We start from the raw sequence: 25,433 nt of genomic DNA on the forward strand, positions 1-25,433 counted from the left end.
ATTTGAAAAACATCAACTTAACCATAATATAGTAAGCAACATATGACTTTATAAAAAAATAATGAACCCAAAGCGCGAAGAACTTTTAAAACACTTAGCAGCCTCTTTAAAAGATGCTAAAGAAGATGGTGGTGCAATTTTACTGGTCGGAGCAGGCATTTCTGTATCTGCTGGCATACCGCCTGCGCAAAAGCTAATGAAAATCGCGATCGAAAACTTTCCAAATTATTTTACTGACGAAGAGCAAAAACTGGCTCAAGAGGATTTAAGCCAACTTCTATACAACTATATTATGAGTAAACTATCACCTGCTCATCGTAAAGAGATTTTTCAATGGCATATTCAGGGTAATGAAGCAAGGAGCATCCCCAAAGCCAAACTAAACTTTGCTCACCTGACCATCGCAGAATTATTAAAGCAAGGTTATATCAAACGTATTTTGACCACTAACTTTGACCCATTACTCATTAATGCTTGTTATATGGTTGGCATGTATCCACTACCAGCTATTTATGATCTAGGTTCAGTCGATCAAATAAATCCTGAACTTTTTGATGACCCCTGTATTATTTACTTAAATGGTCAACATGCAGGACAAGTTCAAAGAAATACCCCTTCTCAATTAAGCCAGCATCAGTCTATTTTAAATAAAGTTGTACTATCAACAGGCTGTAAAAGACCATGGATAGTGGCTAGTTATAGTGGTGAAAATGATCCACTGATGGACGCACTGAATGAACTACGCCCATACAACAATTGGCTATATTGGCTCGAATACAAAGAACAAGTTTTACAAAAAGAAAGCCATCTATTTTTAGAGAATGAACCGTACCGGGTTTGTCGGAGACTCCGTATTCTGAGAGAATGTTCCGATGACCAAATTAAAATATACCCCTGAAATCAGAGAAAGAGCGGTTCAATTATTGATTGAATCTGAAAAAGACTATCCATCTAATTGGGCTGCGATCACAGCTATTGCGCCTAAGATTGGTTGTACTCCTGAAACACTTCGTGCTTGGCATCAAAAGCATTTAGATGAGCAAAATCCTATCAAAGTACAACAGATCTCTGATCAAGAAAAAATGAAGCAAATGGAACGTGAAATCAAAGAATTAAAGCGTGCCAATGAAATTCTGCGTAAAGCAGCCGCTTTTTTCGCCCAGGCGGAGCTCGACCGCCCACACAAATAATGGTGGATTTCATCCATAACAATAAGGCGTTATATGGTGTTGAGGCGATTTGTAGGATTTTACCGATCTCAGCTTCTACCTATTATCGAACACTAGATATTGCTGAAAACCCAGAACATCGAGCAAAGCGAGATCTACATGATTTGCATCATGCTGAACAAATTAAACGAATTTGGAAAGAAAGTTCAGGTCGATATGGTGTACGTAAAGTTTGGCAACAACTGAAACGTGAAGGTTATGTTATTGCACGCTGTACAGTGGTTCGCTTGATGAAGAAGCTAGGTATACAGGGTGTTTGGCGTGGGAAGAATAAATACACCACCCGTAGCCGAGATGATCAAAAAAGAGCGGATGATTTAGTGAAACGTAATTTTACTGCTGATTATCCTGACCCTTGCGAAGCAATGCTTCTCAGGTCGGTGACTTCACGTATATTCAAACTCATTCAGGCTGGGTCTATACCGCCTTTATTATTGATGTGTTCTCGCGAGCAATTGTTGGATGGAAAGTATCAACACGGATGAATACAGACATGGTGCTCGATGCACTGGAGCAAGCATTGCATGATCGAGGCATGCCAAAGAACGTGATTCATCATAGTGACAGAGGTGTGCAATATCTTTCCATTCGTTATACCAATCGTTTAGAAGCAGCAAATTTACGAGCATCAGTCGGTACGACCGGTGATTCATACGATAATGCTTTGGCTGAAACAGTGAATGGCTTATACAAAACAGAGGTGATTGAATATTTAAAAGCAGATTGGCAAGGTTTAGCGGATGTACAACTTGCGACATTAAATTGGGTAGATTGGTTCAATAAAGAGCGTGTACATAGTGCACTAGGTTATGTGCCACCTTTTGATTTTGAAGCAATGTACTATGATAAAATTAATCCGTTAGGTCAGGTGGCCTAACTTAAATAAAAAAGTCTCCGACAAACCCGGTACGGTTCAGAATGATGAAGAGTGTAAAGTGATTTATGGTTCTGATGCCGATTCTATATTTTTACAAATTACTAAAGATATAGAGTGCCCTTTAAGTTTTATCGAAGATCCTAGTGAACGACTCCAACTATACCTTGATGAAATAAAATTCAATACTCACCAACAATTAGGTAATTTTTATCAAGAATTTATTCATGATTGTAAAAATCATCTAGAGAGAATCAACCATTCACAAAAGCTCGAACAACATCAAAAATACATCGACCTTGTCTATAAAATTCTTAAAATATTAGACCTAGAAGGTTCCTATAATTTTAAAGAACGTGCTAAACCATCCCAATACAAGCATCTCATTCAAGAAAGATTAAAAAATCTTTTTACTTTGAAAAAGCATTTACTCGAAGCATTAGAAAGCAAACCTAATAATTTTTGGGCTTTACTTAATCTTAGTCATACTTGTTTAACGATTTATCGAATTCAAAAAGAAAACAATTTGCTCAGTGAACCCAGCTTTCTTCAAGAAGCCGAAAATGCTCTCAACAAACTTAAAACAACCGATGAATACCGAAATAATACTAACAATATAATCAGTCGCATTTTATACAATCAAGCATGTTTAGAAGCTTTAAAAGATAATGTCGACTCAAGTTTAAATCTACTAGAAGCATCACTTAAACAGAATCAAAAAGATACTGAAAGCTATTTCACACTCCGTGATGTCGAAACAGATTTTGATTTCAAAAACTTACTCATGCATCCTAAATTCAAGGAACTCTGTAATCAATATTTTTAATCCTGATAGAAAATAAAAGACCTTTGCCACACACCCCCAAAATCCTTATAATTGAGCACAATTTTTATCTAATTTTAAGTGGATGACCATGAGTCGCGCCATATCGCATATTGATACCTTCCAAGGCTTAATTCTTGCCTTACAAAACTACTGGGCTGAACAAGGCTGTGTAGTCCTTCAGCCTTACGACATGGAAATGGGCGCTGGTACATTCCACACTGCAACATTCCTACGCGCTTTAGGCCCTGAAACTTGGAACGCAGCTTACGTTCAACCGTCTCGCCGTCCTAAAGATGGCCGTTATGGTGAAAACCCGAACCGTTTGCAGCACTACTACCAATTCCAAGTTGTGCTTAAGCCAAACCCAGACAACATCCAGCAGCTGTACCTAGACTCGCTTAAAGCAATTGGTATTGACCCGCTTGTACACGACATCCGTTTCGTAGAAGACAACTGGGAATCTCCAACACTAGGCGCTTGGGGCTTAGGCTGGGAAGTTTGGCTGAACGGTATGGAAGTGACTCAGTTCACTTACTTCCAACAAGTGGGCGGTGTTGAGTGCTACCCTGTTACAGGCGAAATCACTTACGGCTTAGAACGTCTTGCGATGTACCTTCAAGGTGTAGACTCAGTTTACGATCTTGTTTGGACCAAAGGCCAGTTCGGTACTGTGACCTATGGTGACGTATTCCATCAAAACGAAGTTGAGCAATCGACTTACAACTTTGAATATGCGCCAGTCGATAAAATGTTTGAATTGTTCGACTTCTACGAAGCTGAAGCAACACGTTTAATCGAAGCTAAATTGCCACTTCCTGCATATGAGCAAGTGATTAAAGCATCACATAGCTTTAACTTGTTAGATGCTCGCGGCGCAATTTCTGTAACTGAGCGTCAGCGTTATATTTTACGTGTTCGCTCGTTAGCACGTGCAATTGCAACTAGCTACGTGGCAGCACGTGCGGAACTTGGTTTCCCAATGGCTGAACCGCACTTACGTGATGAAGTATTGGCGCAATTAAAAGCACAAGTTGAAGCAGAAGCTGTTGCAGCGGAGAACAAATAATGTCTAAACATACTGTTTTATTTGAACTTGGCTGTGAAGAACTTCCACCAAAAAGCCTTAAAAAATTACGTGATGCACTGCAAGCTGAAACAGTTAAAGGCTTAAATGATGCGGGTCTTGCATTTGATTCTATCGAAGCTTATGCAGCGCCGCGCCGTTTAGCGCTTAAAATTGTGAATGTTGATGCTGCGCAAGCAGATACACAAAAACGTTTTGACGGCCCAGCGAAACAAGCGGCTTTTGATGCTGAAGGCAACCCAACTAAAGCTTTAGAAGGCTTTATGCGCGGTCAAGGCATTACAGTTGAGCAAGTTTCGACTTTCCAAGCAGGTAAAGTTGAAAAAGTTTGCTACTTAAAAGACGTTAAAGGCCAAAGCCTTGATGTGCTTTTACCGCAAATTTTACAAACTGCGTTGGACAATCTGCCAATTGCAAAACGCATGCGTTCTGCGGCTAGCCGTACTGAATTCGTACGTCCGGTAAAATGGGTTGTGTTGCTTAAAGACAACGATGTTGTTGATGCTACGATTCAAGACCACAAAGCAGGCAACGTGACCTTTGGTCACCGTTTCCATGCACCTGAAGCAATCACTTTAGCCAATGCTGAAGAATACTTGCCTAAGTTAAAAGCGGCTCACGTCGTTGCATCTTTTGAAGAGCGTCAAGCAATCATTGACGGTCAAGTGAAAGCTTTGGCTGATGAAGTGAATGCAATTGCAATTGTACCTGCGGACTTACGTGACGAAGTAACAGCATTGGTTGAATGGCCTGTTGCGCTACGTGCAAGCTTCGAAGAACGCTTCCTTGCAGTTCCTCAAGAAGCATTAATCACTACGATGCAGGACAACCAAAAGTACTTCTGCTTAGTTAATGCTGATAACAAATTACAGCCTTACTTCATTACTGTTTCAAATATTGAGTCTAAAGATCCGACTCAAATTATTGAAGGTAACGAGAAAGTTGTTCGTCCACGTTTGTCTGATGCTGAATTCTTCTTCTTACAAGACCAAAAGCAACCGCTTGCATCTCGTAAAGAGAAACTTGCGAACATGGTTTTCCAAGCTGAGCTTGGCACACTATGGAATAAGTCTGAACGTATTGCGAAATTGGCTGTTGCTTTAGCGCCAATTACGGGTGCTAACCCAGCGGATGCTGAAAAAGCTGCCCTTCTTGCAAAATGTGACTTAACGTCTGAGCTTGTGGGTGAATTCCCAGAACTTCAAGGTATTGCGGGTACTTACTACGCACGTCTTGAAGGCGAAAATGATGAAGTTGCTGAGTCTTTAGGTGAGCAATATCTTCCTAAATTCGCAGGTGACGTTTTACCGAAAACCAAAACAGGTACAACCATTGCCCTTGCTGACCGTTTAGACACGCTCACAGGTATTTTCGGGATTGGTCAAGCGCCTACAGGTTCTAAAGACCCGTTTGCACTGCGCCGTTCTGCAATTGGTATCTTGCGTTTAGTGACTGAAAATGAGTTAGACGTTTCAATTGAAGACCTGATCAAACTTGCACTTGTTGCTTATGGCGATGTATTGAAAGACCACGACAAAACTTTAGCGGATGCTGTTGCATTCCTTGAAGGCCGTTACCGTGCAAAATATGAAGACCAAGGCGTTGCTGTAGACGTGATTCAAGCAGTTCAAGCGCTTTCTCCAAAATCACCACTTGATTTTGATAAGCGTGTAAATGCGGTAAATCACTTCCGTAACTTGCCTGAAGCTGCCGCACTTGCTGCTGCTAACAAGCGTGTTGCTAACATTCTTGCGAAAGAAGCTGCACCTGAAGGCGCTGTGGTTGAAGCAAACTTGGTTGAAGATGCTGAGAAAGCATTATTCGCTGAACTTGCGAAAATCACACCTGTGGTTGAGCCGTTATTTGCTGCCAAAGACTACACTGCTGCATTGTCTGCACTTGCTGCACTTCGTGCGCCTGTAGATGCGTTCTTTGATGGTGTAATGGTCATGGCAGATGATGCTGACCTAAAAGCAAACCGTTTACGTATGCTTGCTCAGCTTCGTGACCTGTTCACGAAAGTGGCTGATATTTCTGTGTTACAACACTAAGTTCTGAATTAAATAAAAAAACCCGCTTTCGAGCGGGTTTTTTATTACTTTTAATATTTATTTACAGCTTACTTAAATCTTTCTAAATAATTTTTATTTTAAATTTCATAAACTTATTTACTTTATTTACTCTATAATCCTTCCAAAATATTCAATAATGTTAGAAGGGGGAATATTTAAAAATGAAGAAATTATTGGTTGTGCCTTTATTGCTTGCACTGGCTTTTACAGAAACGGGATGTTCTGCTGTTATGGCTTCAAAACAGCCTAAAAAGAAAGACCTATCCGTCATTGCACAAGGTATGCCACGTAGTACAATTTTAGCTGAAATTGGCTCTCCAATTGCCAGTGAAACTAAGCAGGATGGTAAGCGTGTTGATGTATTCTCCTTTACGCAAGGCTACAGCACTGCAAACCGCGTTGGACGCACACTGTTCCATGGTGTAGCCGATGTTGCGACACTGGGCTTATGGGAAATCGTGGCCACACCAACTGAAGCGACCTTTGATGGTAAAAAAGCAGCATTTGAAGTGACATACGACTTGAATGACCGTGTAGAGAAATTTGTACGCCTGCAATAAAAAACGTATTTTAAATATATTAAAATCCTGCTAAAACTAGCGGGATTTTTTATAAGAATAATAAATTTCAAATATGAAAGTTCCGCGTCATTATCGCCCTGATCTGTATCTTTTTATAATTCATGCCCTGCTATTAGCACTTAGTTTCGCTCTGGTGAAATTCTATCCACATATCATCACTAAGCCAGATATGAGTGGCCTGTTCTTTATGTTGATTTCGATTCTGGGTGGCATCATTGCTATCGTGATACTTGCAGTATCCTTGAGTCGCCTTGACCGTTCAGTTCGTGCATTAGCCATAAATAAATTTATCTTGGCTGTGCTGTATTGGATATCCAGCACGGCTATTTTTGTGTTGTCGGGTTATTCTGAGTTTTTGTTTAATAACCCACTGTGCATACTCATTTTTGCAGGCATTCTGTACCCAAGTTTGTATTTTTCTATCCTCAACATTGCAGAGATGCGTAAGAAAGACTGGCTCATAATAGGCGGGATATTGGGTAGTTTGGTAGTACTGTTCTTTTTGCCAGGGATTTAATTACACAAAAAAGGACGAGGCTTGCTGAGCTTTATTATTTTTTTATAGCCGTTATGGATATTTAGGTGCTTCAGCCCTAAGTTCCAATTACTGTTAAAAAACCGCTTAAATGCGGTTTTTTAACATACGTTTTAAGTGACAAAGTTAGGTTTTGAAAATAAATCTTATTCCCCTTTCAAAGTCATTTTTCGTAGTGTTAACGTTTTCATCCATTGTGAAGCTAACCAAATATGCAGCACCGTTAAAATAACGTAATAAACAAAACCTACTAAAGCGACCCATTCAATTTCATATGTGCCTGTACTACAAAATAATAGACTAATCCACAACTGCACAATCACTAAAATTAAACCCACCAAAAAATGTAAAAAAGAACGCACTAAACCCAACAACCACAAGCCAAATACACTCGATACCAAAACACCAAGCAGATATTGTCCGAGTGCCATGACCTTATGTACATCCTCTTCTGCCCGTTGGCTGTTATACCAATCATAATAAAAATCGGTTAAAAAGAATAAACTTGAAGCAACAAGCAACAGAAACTCCCAACCCAATAGTTTTAATATCTTTTTCTTCCATATAATTTTCATACCAGCCTCAGTAATATTAACTCTTATTATTTTGATCAATCATGATCTTTAATCTAACGATTGGCATTTAAATCATGACATCATATTTTATCTAAAAATTTACGAAGCATCCCACTCAACCTATTTTTCTGATGAAATCTCGATACTACCTATCCAAATACTGACGAAATTTTAAAAACTGGTTTAAAGCTCATTTTGGTATTTCAAATTACAAATCTTCATCATTCTTCATTTTTTGGATCATCAAAGCACCTTATTGCAAGTAAACTAAAGAGCCCGTACAACCCAAATACAAAAGCCTATTTCCAGATCAGTAACCTGAATTGGATTACACCATACACATGGTCAAAAGACACACTAACAACATAAGAGACTACAAGCTTTGTCCTAACTCTCCATTTCATCCGATGCTATTTTTTATTATTTAAACATTCGCATAAGGCAGTTATTTATCTATATTCAATGCTATACACTGTCAACATATAAAAAATATAGTCATCTTCATCTCAAATCCCTATACTCAAATACAACAACACTCAACAAGAAAGAACCTTATGAAACTAAAAGCACTCATTTTGACTGGTCTTGCGGGTCTTGCACTTAGCGCTTGTACATCTGCTCCAACAATTCCGCAAATCCAAGCTGGTGCATTACAAGAAGTCTCAAATATTGACGTCTACCCAAATACCACCAACAACAAAGCACAGCTCAACAAGCTAGTAGACAAATGCGTGATTGAATTTACGGGTCAGTTAGAAAATGGCAAAGTGGTAGAACAATGGACATTTAAAGGCTTAACGCTTATATCTGCTGGCTCTGCAACCTTCGCCAAAGATGGCACCAGCACAGCAACAGGCTTTGACCTACATGCACCAGAAGTCCAAAAGAACTTCCTTGCATTACGTCATCACTTTGCAAAAGAAGCCATTTCACAATGTGACTAATGTTCCGTTAAAACCGCATCACTCATTATCTGTATGAGTGATGCCCTTATCCACCTACAGCCCAAACTCCCCCACTCAAGACTGACAATCTGTAATTTATTTACAATTCACAAGCATTGTTACCAGCCCTCCATAACTTCTCCTACAGCGTATTTGGCATGTAAAACGCTGTGTATGTTTTATCAAAAAGCGCCATTTTCAAAAAAATTGCATCTAATATCTCATCGCACACTCCGTCCTCGTACGGCGCAGTGCTCACAACAATGAGGTGTATAGAAAAATGAAATTATTAAAACACAGCTTAATTGGCGCAGCTCTGCTGGTAGCTTCACCTGTCCTATTTGCAAATACAGCTATTTCTGCAAACAGCAGCACTAACGTCGCTGTGCAAGCGCAAACACCAGGCGTGTTAAACAACCTAGGCCAAGACATTAAAACGATTGCGCATAAAACAGGTGACACCGTCGTCCAAGGCGCTGAACACACCAAAGAAGCCAGCCAAGAAAAATGGGACACCACAAAAGACAAAGTCGCTGAAATTAAAGCCACTCAAGAAGCAAAAGCTGAAGAGCACAAACAGTCATTGCATGACGATGCAGAAAAAAGCCACGATCTGCTAAAATCTAAAACAGAGCAAAGCAAAAAATTTGCCTCAGATAAAAGCGAAAAAACCAAATCGTATCTAAAAAGCAAAAACCAAAAGCTGAAAGATCACATTAATCAACCACGCAGCGCAGGCTTTGACGGTGAAGGCTCAGCGCAGGTGAAAACACCTGTCGGTTCTGCAGAAATTAAAACATCTGCAAAAACTGAAGTAAGCAAAAAATAAGCCTGTATTAGACTTATTTTCCCAAGCTTCAAACAAAGCCCTTCATTTCCGATGGGCTTTGTTTTTATTGCACAACACATTTAGCTTTCACTTTTCACCGTGCCAAAACGCTGCTGTATAGATTTTGCATTCAAAACTTCCTATTGCGCTTTGCTTGCTTATAATGCGTTAAGACCCTTTAAGATGAATACACGTTGAGGTTTACTGCCACATGAAATTATTAAAAACCGCAGTAGGTGTAACTTTACTGCTGGCATCTCCATTACTATTGGCGCAAACAGCAGAAACTGCACCGCAAACAGAACAGCAAAACCAAAAACTGATTCAACCTTATGGCAAAAATCCAAACATCTTTCATGTTTGGGCCTATAAAGCCCAAGAAGGCGTGATTGGCGCGGCCAAAAATGTCGGTGAAATGACCGAGCGCGGTGTCGCAAAGGTTAAACCGTCCGTTGATCAAGCATGGGACAACACCAAAAACTTAGCATCTGGTACAGTACACAAAGTGGATGAAGGCGCAACGCAAGCGGCGCAAACAGCCAATACCAAAATTCAAGAAACCAAAGAAGCCCTAGGCGCCAAACCGCAGCAGTCTGCACCCATTGAACAGCAGCCTTTAAGTGAGCCATCTAACAATAGTAATCGTAGTAACACCATAAACCCACAGCAGCAAAGCCAATCTGTAACCAACTCAGGCTCATCAACTACGTCTTATGCAGTCACCGATTTATAAGCCAGTGTTGTCTACACGCAAATAAAAGCCCATCACACGATGGGCTTTTTTATAGCTATTTTTAGATTTCTAAATACATTAATTCACTTTACGGATCGGCTGACCAGCCTTAAATGCTTCTGTATTTTCCACCATCTGCTGCACAATACGCTGACGTGCATCCACGCTGCCCCATGCGCTATGCGGGGTAATGATTAAATTAGGTATAGAGGCATCCAGCAGCACATTACCTGCTTTAGGTGGCTCAACCGTCAGTACATCTGTAGCAGCGCCTGCAATTGTTCCAGCCTTCAGCGCTTCGGCTAAAGCGCTTTCATTGACCACACCACCACGGGCGCAGTTAATCACAAAGGCGCTGGCTTTCATTTTGGACAAAGCATCCGCATCAATTAAATCGCGGGTATCTTCCGTTAACGGACAATGTAAGCTCAAAAAGTCCACTTGCGGCAGCATTTCTGCAAACGCTATACGCACAGGGCCAGCTGGACGGTTTGGCAAGGCTGCAATTTGAATCTGCATGCCAAATGCACGGGCTAAATTCGCCACGGCCTGCCCCAATTCACCATAACCCACAATGCCTAAGGTTTTGCCTGACAGCTCAATGATTGGATAATCCAGCAAACAAAATTGGTTGGCTTTGTTCCATTCGCCTTGCTGCACAGCTCGGTCATACTGACGGAAAGAAGTGGCCAAATTTAGCATCAGCATAAGGGTGTGCTGTGCAACAGCTGCCGTACCATAGCCTTGGCAATTGCAAACACTAATGCCTTGCTGCGTCGCTTGCACCAAATCAATGTTATTGGTACCTGTCGCAGAAATTAGAATCAGTTTTAAATTAGGACATTGCTGCATGGTTTGCGCATCAATCACTACTTTGTTGCTAATAATCACATCCACATTTTGCACACGCGATAACAACTGCTCAGCACTGGTACGTTCATACAGCTGTAAATCATCAAAGACCGCATGTAGCGCACTAAAATCTAAGTCGTCTTTATCTAAAGATGCGTAATCTAAATATACCGCCTTCATGTGCTTTCCTTAAATGAGATGGGGTTAATGCATAAAATGGGCTGTTTTGCATTTAATCTAACAACGCGTGAAGATTCAAGAAAAACACATCGCTTTAACATACAAAAAAAACCCGCTATTTAGCGGGTTTATCTAGATGATAACGGATCGTGCTTCGAATCCGAATGACCACATAAACACTTAAAGCCAACATAATCATGAGAGCTACGGTCAAAACCGTGGCTGAAGATTCTGCTTGAACTAAGTCCTCAGCATAGATCATCGGTGAATAGCTCATGCTGAGCAATGAACAACATACAGCAAGCATCAGTGGAGATTGCATACTGCTTTCCTCGCTTTTAATTTCATCCTTGGTCGATAGGCCGTCCATCTATTGCCTATATTTCAACCATAGCATTCCAAATTAAAAAAGCAAGTCTCTCCCTGCCAAGGTCTTAGATCTGTCCTTCAGGTTGTGCTACAAATTGGCCGTCACTATGTAAATCTTCAGCCATGCTGGTTGCACCAAATTCGTCTGTACTCAAATACTGCGCTTTATACGCCAATGCGTAATAGTCACTGTATTTCTTCATCAGCAATGGATGATGTCCTACTGGTACAGCTTCTTCTGTACGAATCAGTTTCATCATCTGCCGATCATTCATCACCACAATCAATGCTTGATCATTCCACACAATTTGCACGAGGCCATTGCCTTTGGCATAAACTGGAATCAGAAATTTATGATTTAAAGCGATGGCGCTGGCAGCATAACTTTCGAGCTTTTGGCTAATGACATTAAAGACCAAACCGTGCCCAAAGCGGTCGCGCAAAATACTACGCTTTTCTTGTGGCATGGTCACTTCAATACCCAGCTTACTGAGGTCTTGCTGGTCGACTTGCTTGTTGCGCAGTAATTCACGCAAGATCACTTGTTTCTGCTTGGCATCAAAAAACTGACCATCTAACATTAAGTCATTATTTTTTAAAATTTTACCCAAAGCGATCGGATGACGTGGCAATAAGGTTTCAATCACTTTACGGTAATAGAACTTACTGTTCTTTTTCACCTTACGCATGCTTTGGTAAAAATAACCTGCATCAAAAGGATGGCGAATTAGGTCATGGACCAATGCCGAACTTGCTAACACCGCAATTGCATCATGATTGGTATAAGGCAAATGTAAGTATTTTGCACTTGGTAACAGTGGCTTTAAGCATTCCACATGGGCACGATCTGCTGCATAGTAAGGATCATAAATAATGATGTATTCACGCGATGGCGCTACATCACCCAACTGTACGCGCATGTTGCTATTCAGCTCTGGCTGATAAAACATGTTATAGCGTGGATCTTCAACATCTGTCGGATCAATCGAGAATTGTGGCACCATGGCCACCACACGTTGAACATTCAGCAAGTTAGAATATTTAATCGCAGCATAGCCACCCATTGAACCGCCATAAGCAATGCGGGTCGCAAACGGTGCGATCCAGCTTTGAATCTGCTCAAACATGGCCAACATAGACTGTTCAGGAAACCATGATTTCTGCTTAGGCATAATACCAATCACATTAAAATCATATTTATGCAATGACTTTTCTGCATTGATGCTATTGCCCTTGGCACGTGTAATCAAATCGCCAAATGAGAACACCAATTCATTTGAAGTGCCTTTTAAAAAAATAACCCGTATTTGGTCATCTTCAAAAATAATCTCTTTATCCATCGTTGTCCTGTTTAAAAAATCCTTTTTTTGCTGATGTCACCAAGTTGCAATCTGCTGGCAAAAACTCGCCCGCATAAGAGTATGCTATTTTATAACGGTGATAAGGATTAAAAAGTGCAGAATATGACACAATCACTCCATCCTGCTGCAGAAAAAGGCTTCGGTGCAGGCGCGAGCCTCTACCAAAATGTCCGTCCAGATTATCCTAAAGCCATTAGCGCATGGCTAAAAGCGACGCTTGGGCTACATACCAATGATCTTTTACTGGACCTCGGTGCAGGTACGGGAAAATTTCTCCCCTACCTAAAGACCATAAGCACGCAGATATTCGCTGTCGACCCTGTAGAAGCAATGCTCACGCAATTGCATCTTGCTCATCCTGATGTTCAGACGCTACAAGCCATGAGTGATCAATTGCCTATAACTGATCAGTCTGTACGTGCTGTGTTTTGTGCACAATCATTTCATTGGTTCGCCACGCACGATACTTTAGCTGAACTGCATCGCGTGTTGCAAAGTCATGGTCATTTGGTGCTCATTTGGAATCAACGTGATATTGAGGTTGATTGGGTCAAAGCACTGGCAGATGAAATCTTTCCACTTGAAGGCGATACCCCGCGTTACCATAGTGGGCAGTGGCAAAAAGTATTTTCACAGCAAGCCTATTTCCACTTACAAGATCAAACCACCTTTCGCCAATTACATCATGGTACAGTAGAACAGGTTGTCTCCAAGCGCTTATTGTCGACCAGCTTTATTGCCGCTTTGCCTGATGCCGAGCAACAAGGTTTAAAACAACGCTTTGAACACATTGTGTATGACTACACAGGCAAGCAAGTACAAGATGAAATTGATTTTCCATACACCACACATGTGTATGTCTTTAAAAAAAATGATTAGGGCGAGTTATGCATTACATGGTTAAATTTTTGGCGATACCTGTACTCTTAGGTACGACATTTTTCATGCACGGTTGCGAACAAAAAAAGACAGCTCAGCAACCAGAAGCAGAGACGAGCGCTGACGATCGTATTATGAAAGAGCTGGCTTCTGAGCCGGTCAAAAGTTTTGCTAAAACCGCACAAGATCCAGATGATATTCGCGCACTACGAGACTATGACCAACGCTTTACCGCAGTCAGTGATGAGATGGAAGATGAGCTGATGCAGATGAAAGAAAGTGGCTCGCTCAGTCCCGAATTTGCTGCCGAACGCAAACGTGACAATATTCAATCGGCCTTAAGCATGCTTAAGGAATTAGACCTTAAAACCGAACAAGGTCGCTATATCCAAGGCTTGATGTATCAATATTGGAATCAGCAACAACAACTTCAATTGGCTGAAGCACAGGTAACTAACAAAGACGAAAATGCGGTTTCGAGTGCCCATGTCAAAGGTTTAGGCCAGTTTATTCATGCACAAGAGCAGCTTGATCACTGGCAAGCTCAATACCCAGAACTGGCACAACTCAATACACAAGCTGCGAGTGATGTTGCCACATCAGCTCCTTAATCTAGAACACAAAAAGGGTTCTACATGAACCCTTTTTTACTCAGTTATAAGTCAACTTAAAGCCACATCAGTCTTGATGCAAATAGGCGTGTACGCCTTCACCTGCCGCGCGACCCGTCGCGAAACAAGCCGTAAGCAAATAGCCCCCAGTTGGCGCGTCCCAATCTAACATTTCACCTGCACAAAATAAGCCAGACTGCTGCTTGAGTTGTAACTGTTCAGAGAGTGCTTCGCGCTTCACACCACCCGCACAGCTAATCGCCTCAGCGATAGGACGAAAACCTGTTAATGGAATACATAAAGCTTTAATCTGCTGTGCCAATGCTTCTGGCTGTGACCAAAGTGCCTTAGGCACTAACTCACGAACCAATGCAGCTTTAGCACTGTCTAGGCTAGCTTTGCGCCACACATTACTTTGTGACTGCTTTTTATTGGGCTGCAGTTTTTGCGCCAATTGTTGCACCGACACTTCTGGCATTAAATCCAAATAAAGTGTCATGCCTTGAGTCGCTTTAAGCATCGCCCTTAAAGCTCGACCTTGTTTATAAATCAGACCACTCTCTAAACCATAATGACTGATCACAATATCACCCATCGTACGCTCGCCTGCACCCACCCAAGCCTCTACACGCTTTAAGGGTTGGCCAAACACTGGTTGCATATATTGCGACCACGCCCGCTCTACGCCTGCATTACTGGCTTGAAAGGGTTCAATACTGTCGGCTTGTAACCAAGATTGCCATGCACCATCACTTCCGAGTTGCGACCACGACACAGCACCACAAGCTAAAACCATTGCATCAAAAGTTTCAGTCCGTGTTTCGTTCTGTTTTAAATCCAGTACCGTTAAATCTTGAGCCTCTAAGGCTGTCACTTGATGGCGATAATGAAAGCTTACACCATGCTCCACGAGACGCTTTAGCCATGCGCGCAACAAAGGCGCAGCTTTCATTTCAATGGGAAACACACGACCTGAAGAGCCAATATATGATTCGATCCCAAGCCCCTTCATCCAATCTTGAATCCAATTGGCATCCCACTGCCGCACCCAAGGTGCAAGCCATTCTGCTTGGTCATAACGCTGAATAAATTGGGCTACAGGTTCTGCATGTGAAATATTTAAACCCGTCTTGCCTGCCATTAAAAACTTACGGGCAGCCGATGGCTTCTGTTCATAGACATGCACCTCATAAGCATATTGGCTCAGAACTTCAGCAGCCATTAAACCTGCTGGGCCAGCGCCAATAATGGCAACACGCTGTTTCATCATTCTGCTTCATTCTGCGTTGTGCTTGCAGTCTGACCCTGCAAAGGCTGAAAGTCATCAAAACGCGTTTGATAAGATGCAGGCTTGCTAATAATCAATTGCTGACACAACTCACCACGCTCTAAGTATTTAATTTCAAAGTGTGTACGAGCCGAATCAGCAGCGATAACTTCTTTAACAAAAGGCAACTTCCACACATCAATCAACTGCTGCTGCGCTTCAGCAATATATTCAGGAATATTACTGGCCAAAGTAATCGTACCGCCCACCTCTAAACGTGACAGTAAAAACTCAAAAAAAGGCATATTTAACCAGCGCTGTGCTGGATTATGTGGCTCTGGGTTCGGATATAAAATAAAAAATTGCTGCACTTGTGCAGGAAATAATGCATGAACCACCCAAGGCAAGGCATCCGCATGAATCGCTTGTAAATTTTTTTGACCTTCTATGCCATGTTGCTTTTGCATCGCAATAAATTTTTCACGTGTACGTTCCACAGCAATTAGTTGCTTATCCGGGTTGGATGCACTAAACAATAACGCGTGTTTCCCTTTGCCGGCACCAATTTCCACACAAATCGGTTGATTGGCAATAGCTTGGAAATCACGAGGTGCATGCATGCGCTGCGCTTGAAATTGACGAATCGGCATAATCAGATCAAACTAATAAAAACCGTACAAGTCTAACAAGTGTCGCGGTTTTTGCCTAATTGAATCATTTGCTCTGCTTGGAGTCGCCACTATGCCCACTTCTCTGAACTGCCCACGTTGTGGCGAACTCACTGTTTGGGAAAATAATATTTACCGCCCATTTTGCTCAGAGCGTTGCAAATTAATTGATTTTGGAGCTTGGGCCAATGAAGAATACACCTTACCCACCCAAGATGCGCCTCAAGCAGATGGTTCCGAGGAATAACATAAGACAGTATCACAATGTTGTTAGGTCTTTTATAGAGGGGACTTTCTTCCTCTCTTCAACTCCAAACCTACTTAAATAAGTAGCATTCCTACCATACATAACAAGTCACAAAACCGCCAAGCGCTTATACCATTTCATCAACCAATATACTTTTAACCTTCTTAAGCTACCTATGAAAATATCAGTAAAAATTTGCGCTTGTTAGCTTTGACTTCTCATAGATATGTGAATGTCATACATGGTAATTTTTTAGTGAAAAATGACTTTTTTGTCAATCACTTAGCGTTAAGTATTTTTATTTTCACCTCTATCTTTTTTTTAAGATTTAATTAAGAATATTGTCATTAATACAGATTATAAATAGTCATGAATACACAGCCTGTATTCATGTTTCAAGTGTACATAAATTTTACACTTAGTAGATGTGGGCCATCTTTATAGGCAACTCAAACAAACCTGTTGAAATGGCTTCAAAACAAAAAAAGAACGCTTTGGGGAGAGCTGTTGCTTATGAAAACGAAATTGATGTGCGCCATTATGGCGATATTTGTCTTATCTAGTGTGGGTTGTTTAATTATTGGAATACATAACTCAGACCTCATCTTTTTACTGATGGGACTATTAATGGGTACAGCTTCTGGTCTGATGTATCTAGAAGTTAAAAAGGAATATAGCAATCCTTTTAGTAAGGACTGAAGCCGAAGCTCCAGTCCTTAGTATTTAGCCAGCTTTACTTGCCACAAAAGGATTGTGTTGCTTTTCAAAGCCAATGCTACTGATTGGACCATGCCCAGAAATAAATTGGGTTTCATCTGGTAAGCTAAAACATTCACGTTGAATAGAATCTAGCAATTGCTGGTGATTGCCACGTGGGAAATCTGTACGGCCGATCGAACCTTTAAACAGCACATCACCTGTCCACAGTAGACCATACTGTGCATTGTAAAACATGACATGACCTGGTGTATGCCCTGGTGCAAAGCGCACTTCAAATTTTTCAGTGCCTAGTTGAAGCACTTCGCCACCTTCCAGCCAAGTCGTTACCTCAACTTTTTCAGGAATTGGGAAACCATACTTTGCCGACACTTCCTGAATCATATCTAACCAAAATGCGTCTTCTTTATGAGGCCCAATCACAGGCACATCCCACACTTTTTGTAGCGTACCTACTGCACCTGCATGGTCCAAATGTCCATGCGTTAACCATAATGCTTGGACCTTCAAGCCCAAAGCTTCAACTTCAGCTTTTAACTTATCTGGTTCACCACCAGCATCAATTAAAATGGCCTCTTTGCTAACCGAATCCCAAACAATGGAACAATTTTGCTGAAATGTTGTGACTGGCACAATTTTTACTTGGAGCATGGGGCGAGACCTCAAAAATCAATGCGCTAAAGTATGTTTTAAAGCATCAAGATTAGCTTGAAGCAAACTATTGAGCAATTGCAAATGATCAGCACGATTATTCAAAGCTGGAATATAGGCATAAGAACCACCACCTGCTTCACGGAATAACGTCGCATTTTCAATCGCCAACTCTTCTAAAGTCTCTAAACAGTCCGCCGAAAAAGCAGGACTGAGCACCTGTACAGACTTCACACCTTGCTTAGCCCATTCAGCCAGTAAAGCATCGGTATAAGGCTTCACCCACTCCTGCTTACCAAAGCGTGATTGGAAGCTGATAGCCCACTGATCCTCTTGTAAATCCAATGCGTTCGCAAGCAATTGAGCGCTCACGCGACAACGATCAGCATAGGGATCCCCCTTATCTGCATAAGGTTGCGGTATTCCATGAAAGGACATCAAAAGCTTTTCGGGCTGACCATGTACCGCCTGATAGTCTCGAACACTTTGTGCCAAAGCTTGGATAAAGAGCGGATGCTGGTAATAATCACGGATAATTGAAATGCCCGGTAAGTTGCGTTGCTGCGGGATCCATTTCGCAAAAGCGTCATATAAAGGCGCCGTTGAAGTCGCTGAATATTGCGGAAAAAGCGGGAATAAAATGACATGATCTGGCTGCTGTTCGCTCAGCTGCGCCAGCGTCTGCTGAATACCTGGATTGCCATAGGTCATGGCAGGAACAACCTGCAAGTCAAACTCAGGGTATTGCGCTGTCAGATGCTGCTGAACTGCTTGTACCTGCTCGAACAAAATTTCCCGCATCGGAGAGTCTTGCTGCCACACAGAAGCGTAGGCATGTGCTACACGCTTAGGACGGAAAGGCAAAATAAATAAGCGTAGGATCAGCTGCCAAATGGGTTTGGGGATTTCAATGACACGCTGATCAGACAGGAACTGTTTTAGAAATGCACGGACTGCTGGCACAGTCGGTGCATCAGGTGTGCCTAAATTGGCTAAAATCACCGTCACTTTTGCTTTCGGCGCAGAAGACATCACGCTATTCCTATGAATTAGACCAGCCTACTGTATCAGTTTTAAATCAATTTATTAAGTAGATTAATTTAAAGATTTAAATTGAAAAGTTCGATCAGAATCTAATAAATTACTTTCCAACAATTTCGTGGCCTTCGACGTGACTTGCCAAAGCATGCGTTGGCGGTCATCGCGACCAGATTGCACAATCCACTCATTTTGTCGCATTTGCATTTTGATACTGTGCAAAGCACGAATATTAATTTGTGCACGCGCAACTGCATGTGCACGAGGCATTTCTATACGCGCATCCGACAAGCCATTTTCATTTAAATATTCATTCATACGCTTGGAAAAATACTCTTCCGGCGTTGGATTCATAAATGTAGTGCCCAAAATACTCAGCATTTGTGCCCAGGTTAATTTTTTCTGAATTTTTAATTCTTTAAAATTACCGTCTTGGTAGGCATGCATGCGATATTCAAATGCAAAAACTTCATGCATCGACACTTTTGGTAAAGTTAAAAATGGATCGACTTCTCGCTTGCCTGCATCCGTTTCCAATTGTTGGATTTTATCTTTTAAAGCATCAATTTCATCTTGCAATACTTGAGTATTCTGTGGACGCACCCAACCCACCGCAGGGTAACGCTCCAACATTTGTGACATATTTAAACGCACTGCCATTTCCAAGTCACGCAGACTACGGTACGTAAAAATTTGATCTACTTCATTTTGCAAAAGCTGACGAAATTCTTTGAATTTTTCGGCTAATTCTGGCTTCTGATCTTGTAGCGCATGATCACGTGAAGATGGCTCATCGTGCATAAATACAATAATTGGCTTTTGCTTGGTCACTGCATAAATGTACTCAAGATGCATATATCCTACACCTGATACCGACTGCTCACCATAAGAGCTTCCCAATAAGATAATCACATAATCACAGTCATCAATTTGGCGACGTGCAAATGCAGTACTCAATGGTGTCCGTTGCTCTAAGCCCCAGGAGAAAAAGCCCATTCCCACAAGAGTCTGAGCTAAAATCATGCGTTCAGGTTGCATTTCGCTACCAGACGTAGAAATAAATACTTGATAACGCTTATCGAGCATTGGTTATCCTCTTCCAAGTGCACATTACAGCTACTGTGACTAAGGTCACAACATGTTCTGCGATATGACTACCCCATATAAAATAATTTTTAATTAATTAATTCAAAAGACTAACTTAAGTTATTTGATCATTAAATACCAATATTTTTAATGCTCCAAGTCAAATCAGGTGCAATAAGATGACTCAGAATTGGTTTTAAATGATCTGCATTTTGCCCACTGACATAACATTCAATGCGCACATGCTCTGGCTGCCCATCATGTTCAAATAATAACTCATTTTTAATTAAAATTCGGGCTGTTTGTCGCGCAACGGCAGTTCCTGAGTCAATTAATGTCATTTTCTGACCAAAAATATGCTGAATTGCGTCTTTTAAGAAAGGATAGTGCGTACAACCTAAAACCAAATAGTCGACATTTTGATCAACAGCAGGTTGTAACACCTCTTTAAGCGTCACCAAACATGCCTCACTCATCTGAGCACCGGCCTCAACAAAAGGCACGAGGTCTAAGCACGTAATCGTGAGCACCTCAACCTGTGCAGGTTCGGCAAAGCGAGTCATCACATCTTTGATTAATTGACCACGAAAGGTCGCTGGTGTTGCAAGAACCGCAACTTTTTTTGATTTGCTTTGTAATACTGCAGGCTTAAGGGCTGGAACTAAACCAATGATCGGAAAGTTTTCACCATAATGCTCACGTAAATAATCCAGACTAAATGCAGAAGCAGTGTTGCAAGCCACCACTGCAATTTTACAGCCTTGACGATATAACCACTCAATAGCATGCGCGGTAAGTTCACGAATATTTTGATCTTCACGTGGGCCGTATGGCACATGTGCTGTGTCGGCATAATACACAATGCGTTCTTTGGGTAAATAACGTGCAATTTCTTGTGCAATGGAGAGCCCACCAATGCCCGAATCAAAGATTCCAATCGGTGCATCTGCCCCAGCTTTTGGCATTGGATCATGGAGTGGGTATAGAGGATGTATCGCGCTCATAGTACAGAGTTAAAATTGACGTATTCGATTCAGAAAGCTTAAACCTCAGCTGTCTAATTGCAAGTGCAAATTACCACTTTTCAAGCTTAATTGTGCCTGACCTTGTTCATTTTCAGTTAACTCTCCCATTTGCACCAAATGCATAAATGTCGCGCGCTGAATTAATGCATTTAACCCAAATCGGACCTGTACATAAGGTCTTAATTCACCAGCAAATTCACGCATAAATATACGATGTGTTGCATCAACCACCACAATATCGTCTGTAGTTGTTGTGAACTGGATATAGCGCTGACCTTCTATCTGAATTTCATCAACCTGATTCACAAATAAAGGCTCATCTTCGACCTCTATTTCAATCTGCTCGACTGGGGTTTTTAAATAGAATTTATCTGCCTCTTTCCACAGTACAGTTGAGAATAGATTTATGAGGGCTTGGCGCTTGATCAATTGACCTTCGTGCCACCATTCTCCATTGGCTTTTACCTTCAAATCCATAGCGCCACAATGCTTTGGGTGCCATTGCTCTAAAGGGGGAATTGACTTTTTGTGACCGAACTGTCCATCTTTTAAGTATTGTGCAATCGCCATTAAATTTTTATTATCGGCTTGAGCTGTTTCTTTCGCCGAATTTGAGGGATTTTCATGATTATTCATAGCAGAAGACCTTACTGACGGAAAAATAATATGATTCAGCCAATTGGCTAGAACAAGGTTTAAAACTATACTAGCCCACAATATAAAAGGCACGATAATAAATTTGTGTCTAGGAATTCAGAACACTCATGGCAGCGCCAATATTAAAACGCAATATTGGTAGCCACCTTCAAACCAGATGAGGAGTCCGACATGGAACACATCGAACGTGAATCGATGGAGTTTGACGTAGTAATCGTTGGTGCAGGCCCAGCGGGTCTTTCTGCTGCGATTAAAATCCGTCAACTTGCAATTGAAAATAACCTGAACGATTTGTCCGTTTGTGTCGTAGAAAAAGGCTCCGAAGTAGGTGCACATATTCTGTCTGGCGCTGTGCTTGAACCACGTGCAATCAATGAATTGTTCCCTGACTGGAAAGAACAAGGCGCGCCTTTAAATGTGCCTGTTACTGAAGACAAAACCTATTTCTTATTGTCTGATGAAAAATCGCAAGAAATGCCGCATTGGATGGTGCCAAAAACCATGCACAATGACGGCAACTATGTCATTTCATTAGGCAACGTGGTTCGCTGGTTAGGTACGAAAGCAGAAGAACTTGAAGTATCAATCTTCCCAGGTTTTGCAGCGTCTGAAATTCTGTATCATGAAGATGGTACGGTTAAAGGCATCCAAACTGGCGATATGGGTATTGGTAAAGATGGCGAACCAACGCACAACTTTACCCCTGGCTATGAACTGCATGCCAAATACACAATTTTTGCAGAAGGCTGTCGTGGTCACTTAGGCAAACGCCTCATTTCTAAATTTGATTTAGATAAAGATGCTGATCCGCAGCACTACGGTATTGGTATTAAAGAGCTTTGGGAAATCGACCCTGCAAAACATAAAGCAGGTACGGTTATGCATGGCGCTGGTTGGCCTTTAACTGAAACAGGTTCTTCAGGTGGCTGGTGGTTATACCACGCAGAAAACAACCAAGTGACTTTGGGTATGATCGTAGACTTGTCATATACCAACCCGCACATGTATCCATTCATGGAAATGCAGCGCTGGAAAACTCACCCGCTGATTAAACAATTCCTTGAAGGTGGTAAGCGTATTTCTTATGGCGCGCGTGCTGTAGTAAAAGGTGGTTTTAACTCGTTACCTAAATTCACTTTCCCTGGTGGTAGCTTAATTGGTGATGATGCTGGCTTCTTGAACTTTGCAAAAATCAAAGGCTCTCACACTGCCATGAAATCTGGCATGCTGTGCGGTGAAGCTGTATTTGAAGCGATTGCAGCGGGTGTAGAAAAAGGCGGTGACCTTGCCATTGCTCGTGTGACTGAAGGTGAAGACTTCTTCGCTAAAGAAGTGACTGCATACACTGAGAAATTTAACAACAGCTGGTTAAAAGAAGAGTTATATAACGCGCGTAACTTTGGCCCTGCAATGCACAAATTCGGTACATTCGGTGGTGGCGCATTTAACTTTATCGATCAAAACATCTTTAAAGTGCCGTTCACGCTGCGTGACTTACAGCCAGACTACAGCGCACTTAAAACTGTTGAAGCGAACAATGTTAAACCGAACTATCCAAAACCGGATGGCAAGTTAACATTTGACCGCTTATCTTCTGTATTCGTATCGAATACGGTTCATGAAGAAAACCAGCCTGCTCACTTGAAACTGACAGATGTATCTATTCCAGTAAACGTAAACTTGCCAAAATGGGATGAGCCTGCTCAGCGCTACTGCCCTGCTGGTGTGTATGAAATTATGGAAGAAAATGACGGTTCTAAGCGTTTCCAAATTAACGCAGCAAACTGTGTACACTGTAAGACTTGTGATATTAAAGACCCGTCACAAAACATTACTTGGGTAACGCCTGAAGGCGGCGGCGGTCCAAACTATCCGAATATGTAATCTCTTTTTGAGATAAAAATAAACCCGCTGAGTGCGGGTTTATTTAGTTATATATAAAAGAATTCATTTAATTACTTAATCGTTATATCGTATTTTTTCTTAAAATTTGTCATACCACCAAAAGTACCGCCTACAAAATTACCATCTAGCAAAATATAGTAATTTCCTTTTACTCTTGGAGTCCCATACACTTTTATAGTATTCTGGAAAAAAAAATCATCTTTCCCATTTTTCTGGATACTAATTCCAGAGTTTTCTGGCAAATCTGTTTTAATAACAAGATCCCCTATAATTTTTAACTTTTCAATTTCAATACTATTATCATAATTTTCACCATATTTTAATTCTGGTAATTTATTAGGTTCTATTTGAATTTTATGGTTACATCCTAATAACAATAAAAAAACAAAAAAAAATGGATAATAAAAATTATTTTTCATTATGCTAAACCTCGCTCATATATATACACACCCCAAGTATAACTAATCAATTCGTCTAACGTTAAATTACTATTTTGCTCAAAGGATTCCCCCCAACTAAATGCTTTAAAGCTAACAAATTGAGATTTCAAACTTGAGGAATTTACTAAATTACCAGCTACTTTGATGTTATCATCTAAAACCACCCAATGAGTAGGAATCACGTTAGAGTGTCTTGTTTGGCCTTTTAAAATACTACTACTTGTTAACAACACAATAAAATATTTTTTTGCATCATAGTTACTAGTTTCTATTAATGCTTTAAATTTATTTTCACCAATATGATAAAAAATTACTTTTTTAAAACCAATTAATCTAAACCATTCAAGCACATCTCCTGGAGGGCTTACAGCAGTTGGTGACTCTCCCAATTCAATAGTATAATCAAAAATAATATTTGCCGAATCTCTAAGACTTCCTAATGTAATCCAATCAACAGCGGGTATTAAAGGTTGATCATTGCTATCAAAATAATTTTTAACTGTTCTAGCTCCGTCTTTATCAGGTTTTATTTTCAAATCATTAACCTGAGTTTCTCCTTTTTCCCATAAATCTTTAACAATTTTTTTATAAATATTAGCATTTGCATTCAGAACACAATAAAAAAAAGCTGCTGGACCACATAAATTTGTTCTGTTCTGATCTGGATATTTTTCTTTCAATCTACTCAATAATCCTTGCTGGATCTTTTCCTTTGTAAATGGATCAAGTTCATCACCTACTGGATGTTGAGTGCTTACAAAAATTCTCTTATTAGTTATATTTAATTTTACTAAATTCTTATTACCCCCATTAACAACCTTAGTTATACCATTAGCTTCCATATAATTAACAAAATCATATTTAATTTTATTGTTTTTTATATTATCAAATGTAAATTCAGAAACTATATTTGTTATTATTTTTTTATCAATAACGACTGTAAAAGTAACACCATCACGCTTGTATAAAGTAAATTCTATAAGCATATCCTTTGCTGAATCTACACTCGAAATAACAGTAAATAATTCCGTCTGATAGTTGTTTTTTAATGGATATTTAACTCCTTCCTTAATTTTCTTCCCACTATCTGAAACAATTTTATTTGTTGATATATTAAATATGCGAAAACTATAATATAGTTTTTTAACAGGCACATTAGATTTAACTACAACAAATGGGTAAAAATCAGCCATACTTT

At 40.6% G+C, this 25,433-nt stretch carries 26 protein-coding genes, 1 pseudogene and 1 other annotated feature; of the genes and pseudogenes, 14 read left to right on the plus strand and 13 right to left on the minus strand.

Features of this window, described 5'->3' with window-relative positions; all coding sequences use genetic code 11:
* Nucleotides 1–61 precede the first annotated feature (61 nt).
* The 7 genes and pseudogenes from C9E88_RS14450 to C9E88_RS14480 all read left to right on the plus strand — a co-directional run bounded on the left by C9E88_RS14450 (nucleotide 62) and on the right by C9E88_RS14480 (nucleotide 7,183).
* A complete protein-coding gene (locus C9E88_RS14450) occupies nucleotides 62–898 on the plus strand; it encodes an SIR2 family protein (RefSeq protein WP_137287911.1) in 837 nt (278 codons plus the stop codon).
* Nucleotides 873–2,106 (plus strand): annotated as a pseudogene (locus C9E88_RS14455) (IS3 family transposase). The gene C9E88_RS14450 and the pseudogene C9E88_RS14455 overlap by 26 nt, the downstream one beginning before the upstream one ends.
* Nucleotides 1,148–1,264: a sequence feature (AL1L pseudoknot), on the plus strand. It overlaps the preceding pseudogene by 117 nt.
* Before the next feature lie 58 nt (nucleotides 2,107–2,164).
* Complete coding sequence (locus C9E88_RS14460) at nucleotides 2,165–2,929, plus strand: hypothetical protein (protein ID WP_137287910.1); 765 nt, start codon at nucleotides 2,165–2,167, stop codon at nucleotides 2,927–2,929.
* Between the two features lie 88 nt (nucleotides 2,930–3,017).
* Nucleotides 3,018–3,995: a glycine--tRNA ligase subunit alpha gene (gene glyQ / locus C9E88_RS14465; protein ID WP_106986536.1), complete on the plus strand. Its 978-nt coding sequence runs from the start codon at nucleotides 3,018–3,020 to the stop codon at nucleotides 3,993–3,995.
* Nucleotides 3,995–6,064 carry a glycine--tRNA ligase subunit beta gene (gene glyS / locus C9E88_RS14470; RefSeq protein ID WP_106986514.1) on the plus strand — a complete coding sequence of 690 codons (2,070 nt, stop codon included), beginning with the start codon at nucleotides 3,995–3,997 and terminating at the stop codon, nucleotides 6,062–6,064. The genes glyQ and glyS overlap by 1 nt, the downstream gene beginning before the upstream one ends.
* Nucleotides 6,065–6,246: 182 nt before the next feature.
* Entirely contained in the window at nucleotides 6,247–6,645 is a 399-nt protein-coding gene (locus tag C9E88_RS14475) for a hypothetical protein (RefSeq protein WP_106986515.1), read from the plus strand.
* 208 nt (nucleotides 6,646–6,853) lie between these two features.
* On the plus strand, nucleotides 6,854–7,183 hold the full coding sequence (locus tag C9E88_RS14480; protein WP_227865814.1) for a hypothetical protein: 330 nt from the start codon (nucleotides 6,854–6,856) through the stop codon (nucleotides 7,181–7,183).
* Between the two features lie 164 nt (nucleotides 7,184–7,347).
* Here the strand turns inward: C9E88_RS14480 and C9E88_RS14485 are convergent, their stop codons facing one another.
* Entirely contained in the window at nucleotides 7,348–7,776 is a 429-nt protein-coding gene (locus tag C9E88_RS14485) for a hypothetical protein (protein WP_106986517.1), read from the minus strand.
* Between the two features lie 554 nt (nucleotides 7,777–8,330).
* Here C9E88_RS14485 and C9E88_RS14490 point away from each other — a divergent pair.
* The 3 genes from C9E88_RS14490 to C9E88_RS14500 all read left to right on the plus strand — a co-directional run bounded on the left by C9E88_RS14490 (nucleotide 8,331) and on the right by C9E88_RS14500 (nucleotide 10,282).
* The gene (locus C9E88_RS14490) at nucleotides 8,331–8,720 is read left to right on the plus strand and encodes a hypothetical protein (RefSeq protein WP_106986518.1); all 390 of its coding nucleotides are present in this window, start codon (nucleotides 8,331–8,333) and stop codon (nucleotides 8,718–8,720) included.
* 280 nt (nucleotides 8,721–9,000) lie between these two features.
* Nucleotides 9,001–9,549 (plus strand): hypothetical protein, encoded by a 549-nt coding sequence (locus tag C9E88_RS14495; RefSeq protein ID WP_106986519.1) that lies wholly within the window; start codon nucleotides 9,001–9,003, stop codon nucleotides 9,547–9,549.
* Nucleotides 9,550–9,760: 211 nt separating this feature from the next.
* Nucleotides 9,761–10,282 (plus strand): hypothetical protein, encoded by a 522-nt coding sequence (locus C9E88_RS14500; protein WP_106986520.1) that lies wholly within the window; start codon nucleotides 9,761–9,763, stop codon nucleotides 10,280–10,282.
* Nucleotides 10,283–10,360: 78 nt separating this feature from the next.
* Here the strand turns inward: C9E88_RS14500 and C9E88_RS14505 are convergent, their stop codons facing one another.
* From C9E88_RS14505 to C9E88_RS14515, 3 genes are all read right to left on the minus strand, one after another.
* On the minus strand, nucleotides 10,361–11,314 hold the full coding sequence (locus tag C9E88_RS14505) for a 2-hydroxyacid dehydrogenase (RefSeq protein WP_106986521.1): 954 nt from the start codon (nucleotides 11,312–11,314) through the stop codon (nucleotides 10,361–10,363).
* Nucleotides 11,315–11,429: 115 nt separating this feature from the next.
* A complete protein-coding gene (locus C9E88_RS14510) occupies nucleotides 11,430–11,636 on the minus strand; it encodes a hypothetical protein (RefSeq protein ID WP_130125648.1) in 207 nt (68 codons plus the stop codon).
* 112 nt (nucleotides 11,637–11,748) lie between these two features.
* On the minus strand, nucleotides 11,749–13,023 hold the full coding sequence (locus C9E88_RS14515; RefSeq protein WP_106986523.1) for a hypothetical protein: 1,275 nt from the start codon (nucleotides 13,021–13,023) through the stop codon (nucleotides 11,749–11,751).
* 123 nt (nucleotides 13,024–13,146) lie between these two features.
* On the opposite strand from C9E88_RS14515, the gene C9E88_RS14520 reads away from it, so the two are divergent.
* Together C9E88_RS14520 and C9E88_RS14525 are read left to right on the plus strand one after the other, a co-directional pair.
* Nucleotides 13,147–13,923, plus strand: coding sequence for a class I SAM-dependent methyltransferase (locus tag C9E88_RS14520; protein WP_106986524.1), 777 nt, complete (start codon nucleotides 13,147–13,149; stop codon nucleotides 13,921–13,923).
* 8 nt (nucleotides 13,924–13,931) lie between these two features.
* Entirely contained in the window at nucleotides 13,932–14,534 is a 603-nt protein-coding gene (locus C9E88_RS14525; RefSeq protein ID WP_106986525.1) for a hypothetical protein, read from the plus strand.
* A gap of 67 nt (nucleotides 14,535–14,601) precedes the next feature.
* Here C9E88_RS14525 and C9E88_RS14530 read toward each other — a convergent pair whose 3' ends face one another.
* The gene (locus tag C9E88_RS14530; RefSeq protein ID WP_106986526.1) at nucleotides 14,602–15,801 is read right to left on the minus strand and encodes a TIGR03862 family flavoprotein; all 1,200 of its coding nucleotides are present in this window, start codon (nucleotides 15,799–15,801) and stop codon (nucleotides 14,602–14,604) included.
* A complete protein-coding gene (locus tag C9E88_RS14535; protein ID WP_171356310.1) occupies nucleotides 15,801–16,457 on the minus strand; it encodes a class I SAM-dependent methyltransferase in 657 nt (218 codons plus the stop codon). The genes C9E88_RS14530 and C9E88_RS14535 overlap by 1 nt, the downstream gene beginning before the upstream one ends.
* Nucleotides 16,458–16,542: 85 nt before the next feature.
* On the opposite strand from C9E88_RS14535, the gene C9E88_RS14540 reads away from it, so the two are divergent.
* On the plus strand, nucleotides 16,543–16,716 hold the full coding sequence (locus C9E88_RS14540) for a DNA gyrase inhibitor YacG (RefSeq protein ID WP_106986528.1): 174 nt from the start codon (nucleotides 16,543–16,545) through the stop codon (nucleotides 16,714–16,716).
* Between the two features lie 723 nt (nucleotides 16,717–17,439).
* On the opposite strand, the gene C9E88_RS14545 is transcribed toward C9E88_RS14540, so the two are convergent.
* From C9E88_RS14545 to C9E88_RS14565, 5 genes are all read right to left on the minus strand, one after another.
* A complete protein-coding gene (locus C9E88_RS14545; RefSeq protein WP_106986529.1) occupies nucleotides 17,440–18,084 on the minus strand; it encodes an MBL fold metallo-hydrolase in 645 nt (214 codons plus the stop codon).
* Nucleotides 18,085–18,102: 18 nt separating this feature from the next.
* Entirely contained in the window at nucleotides 18,103–19,116 is a 1,014-nt protein-coding gene (gene hemH / locus C9E88_RS14550; protein WP_106986530.1) for a ferrochelatase, read from the minus strand.
* A 63-nt stretch (nucleotides 19,117–19,179) separates the two neighbouring features.
* A complete protein-coding gene (locus C9E88_RS14555; protein WP_106986531.1) occupies nucleotides 19,180–20,208 on the minus strand; it encodes a DUF4062 domain-containing protein in 1,029 nt (342 codons plus the stop codon).
* Nucleotides 20,209–20,339: 131 nt separating this feature from the next.
* Nucleotides 20,340–21,212: a glutamate racemase gene (gene murI / locus C9E88_RS14560; RefSeq protein ID WP_106986532.1), complete on the minus strand. Its 873-nt coding sequence runs from the start codon at nucleotides 21,210–21,212 to the stop codon at nucleotides 20,340–20,342.
* Nucleotides 21,213–21,257: 45 nt separating this feature from the next.
* A complete protein-coding gene (locus C9E88_RS14565; RefSeq protein WP_106986533.1) occupies nucleotides 21,258–21,869 on the minus strand; it encodes a DUF1285 domain-containing protein in 612 nt (203 codons plus the stop codon).
* Nucleotides 21,870–22,061: 192 nt separating this feature from the next.
* Here C9E88_RS14565 and C9E88_RS14570 point away from each other — a divergent pair, with 192 nt between their 5' ends.
* Nucleotides 22,062–23,774 (plus strand): electron transfer flavoprotein-ubiquinone oxidoreductase, encoded by a 1,713-nt coding sequence (locus C9E88_RS14570; RefSeq protein ID WP_106986534.1) that lies wholly within the window; start codon nucleotides 22,062–22,064, stop codon nucleotides 23,772–23,774.
* A gap of 71 nt (nucleotides 23,775–23,845) precedes the next feature.
* Here the strand turns inward: C9E88_RS14570 and C9E88_RS14575 are convergent, their stop codons facing one another.
* Together C9E88_RS14575 and C9E88_RS14580 are read right to left on the minus strand one after the other, a co-directional pair.
* Nucleotides 23,846–24,214, minus strand: coding sequence for a hypothetical protein (locus tag C9E88_RS14575; RefSeq protein ID WP_227865816.1), 369 nt, complete (start codon nucleotides 24,212–24,214; stop codon nucleotides 23,846–23,848).
* A complete protein-coding gene (locus C9E88_RS14580; protein WP_106986535.1) occupies nucleotides 24,214–25,428 on the minus strand; it encodes a hypothetical protein in 1,215 nt (404 codons plus the stop codon). Before C9E88_RS14580 ends, C9E88_RS14575 begins: the two co-directional genes overlap by 1 nt.
* Between the last annotated feature and the right edge of the window lie 5 nt (nucleotides 25,429–25,433).

This window comes from Acinetobacter cumulans (genome assembly GCF_003024525.3).
In the GTDB taxonomy this organism is placed as follows: domain Bacteria; phylum Pseudomonadota; class Gammaproteobacteria; order Pseudomonadales; family Moraxellaceae; genus Acinetobacter; species Acinetobacter cumulans.

Coding starts and splice junctions, on each gene's coding strand:
- C9E88_RS14555 (WP_106986531.1), bottom strand. CDS start 20,208: ATGCTCGATAAGCGTTATCAAGTATTTATTTCTACGTCTGGTAGCGAA.
- C9E88_RS14475 (WP_106986515.1), top strand. CDS start 6,247: ATGAAGAAATTATTGGTTGTGCCTTTATTGCTTGCACTGGCTTTTACA.
- C9E88_RS14575 (WP_227865816.1), bottom strand. CDS start 24,214: ATGAAAAATAATTTTTATTATCCATTTTTTTTTGTTTTTTTATTGTTA.
- C9E88_RS14570 (WP_106986534.1), top strand. CDS start 22,062: ATGGAACACATCGAACGTGAATCGATGGAGTTTGACGTAGTAATCGTT.
- C9E88_RS14485 (WP_106986517.1), bottom strand. CDS start 7,776: ATGAAAATTATATGGAAGAAAAAGATATTAAAACTATTGGGTTGGGAG.
- hemH (WP_106986530.1), bottom strand. CDS start 19,116: ATGTCTTCTGCGCCGAAAGCAAAAGTGACGGTGATTTTAGCCAATTTA.
- C9E88_RS14530 (WP_106986526.1), bottom strand. CDS start 15,801: ATGAAACAGCGTGTTGCCATTATTGGCGCTGGCCCAGCAGGTTTAATG.
- C9E88_RS14505 (WP_106986521.1), bottom strand. CDS start 11,314: ATGAAGGCGGTATATTTAGATTACGCATCTTTAGATAAAGACGACTTA.
- C9E88_RS14510 (WP_130125648.1), bottom strand. CDS start 11,636: ATGCAATCTCCACTGATGCTTGCTGTATGTTGTTCATTGCTCAGCATG.
- C9E88_RS14450 (WP_137287911.1), top strand. CDS start 62: ATGAACCCAAAGCGCGAAGAACTTTTAAAACACTTAGCAGCCTCTTTA.
- C9E88_RS14565 (WP_106986533.1), bottom strand. CDS start 21,869: ATGAATAATCATGAAAATCCCTCAAATTCGGCGAAAGAAACAGCTCAA.
- glyQ (WP_106986536.1), top strand. CDS start 3,018: ATGAGTCGCGCCATATCGCATATTGATACCTTCCAAGGCTTAATTCTT.
- C9E88_RS14480 (WP_227865814.1), top strand. CDS start 6,854: ATGTTGATTTCGATTCTGGGTGGCATCATTGCTATCGTGATACTTGCA.
- C9E88_RS14525 (WP_106986525.1), top strand. CDS start 13,932: ATGCATTACATGGTTAAATTTTTGGCGATACCTGTACTCTTAGGTACG.
- glyS (WP_106986514.1), top strand. CDS start 3,995: ATGTCTAAACATACTGTTTTATTTGAACTTGGCTGTGAAGAACTTCCA.
- C9E88_RS14515 (WP_106986523.1), bottom strand. CDS start 13,023: ATGGATAAAGAGATTATTTTTGAAGATGACCAAATACGGGTTATTTTT.
- C9E88_RS14580 (WP_106986535.1), bottom strand. CDS start 25,428: ATGGCTGATTTTTACCCATTTGTTGTAGTTAAATCTAATGTGCCTGTT.
- C9E88_RS14540 (WP_106986528.1), top strand. CDS start 16,543: ATGCCCACTTCTCTGAACTGCCCACGTTGTGGCGAACTCACTGTTTGG.
- murI (WP_106986532.1), bottom strand. CDS start 21,212: ATGAGCGCGATACATCCTCTATACCCACTCCATGATCCAATGCCAAAA.
- C9E88_RS14495 (WP_106986519.1), top strand. CDS start 9,001: ATGAAATTATTAAAACACAGCTTAATTGGCGCAGCTCTGCTGGTAGCT.
- C9E88_RS14520 (WP_106986524.1), top strand. CDS start 13,147: ATGACACAATCACTCCATCCTGCTGCAGAAAAAGGCTTCGGTGCAGGC.
- C9E88_RS14500 (WP_106986520.1), top strand. CDS start 9,761: ATGAAATTATTAAAAACCGCAGTAGGTGTAACTTTACTGCTGGCATCT.
- C9E88_RS14490 (WP_106986518.1), top strand. CDS start 8,331: ATGAAACTAAAAGCACTCATTTTGACTGGTCTTGCGGGTCTTGCACTT.
- C9E88_RS14545 (WP_106986529.1), bottom strand. CDS start 18,084: ATGCTCCAAGTAAAAATTGTGCCAGTCACAACATTTCAGCAAAATTGT.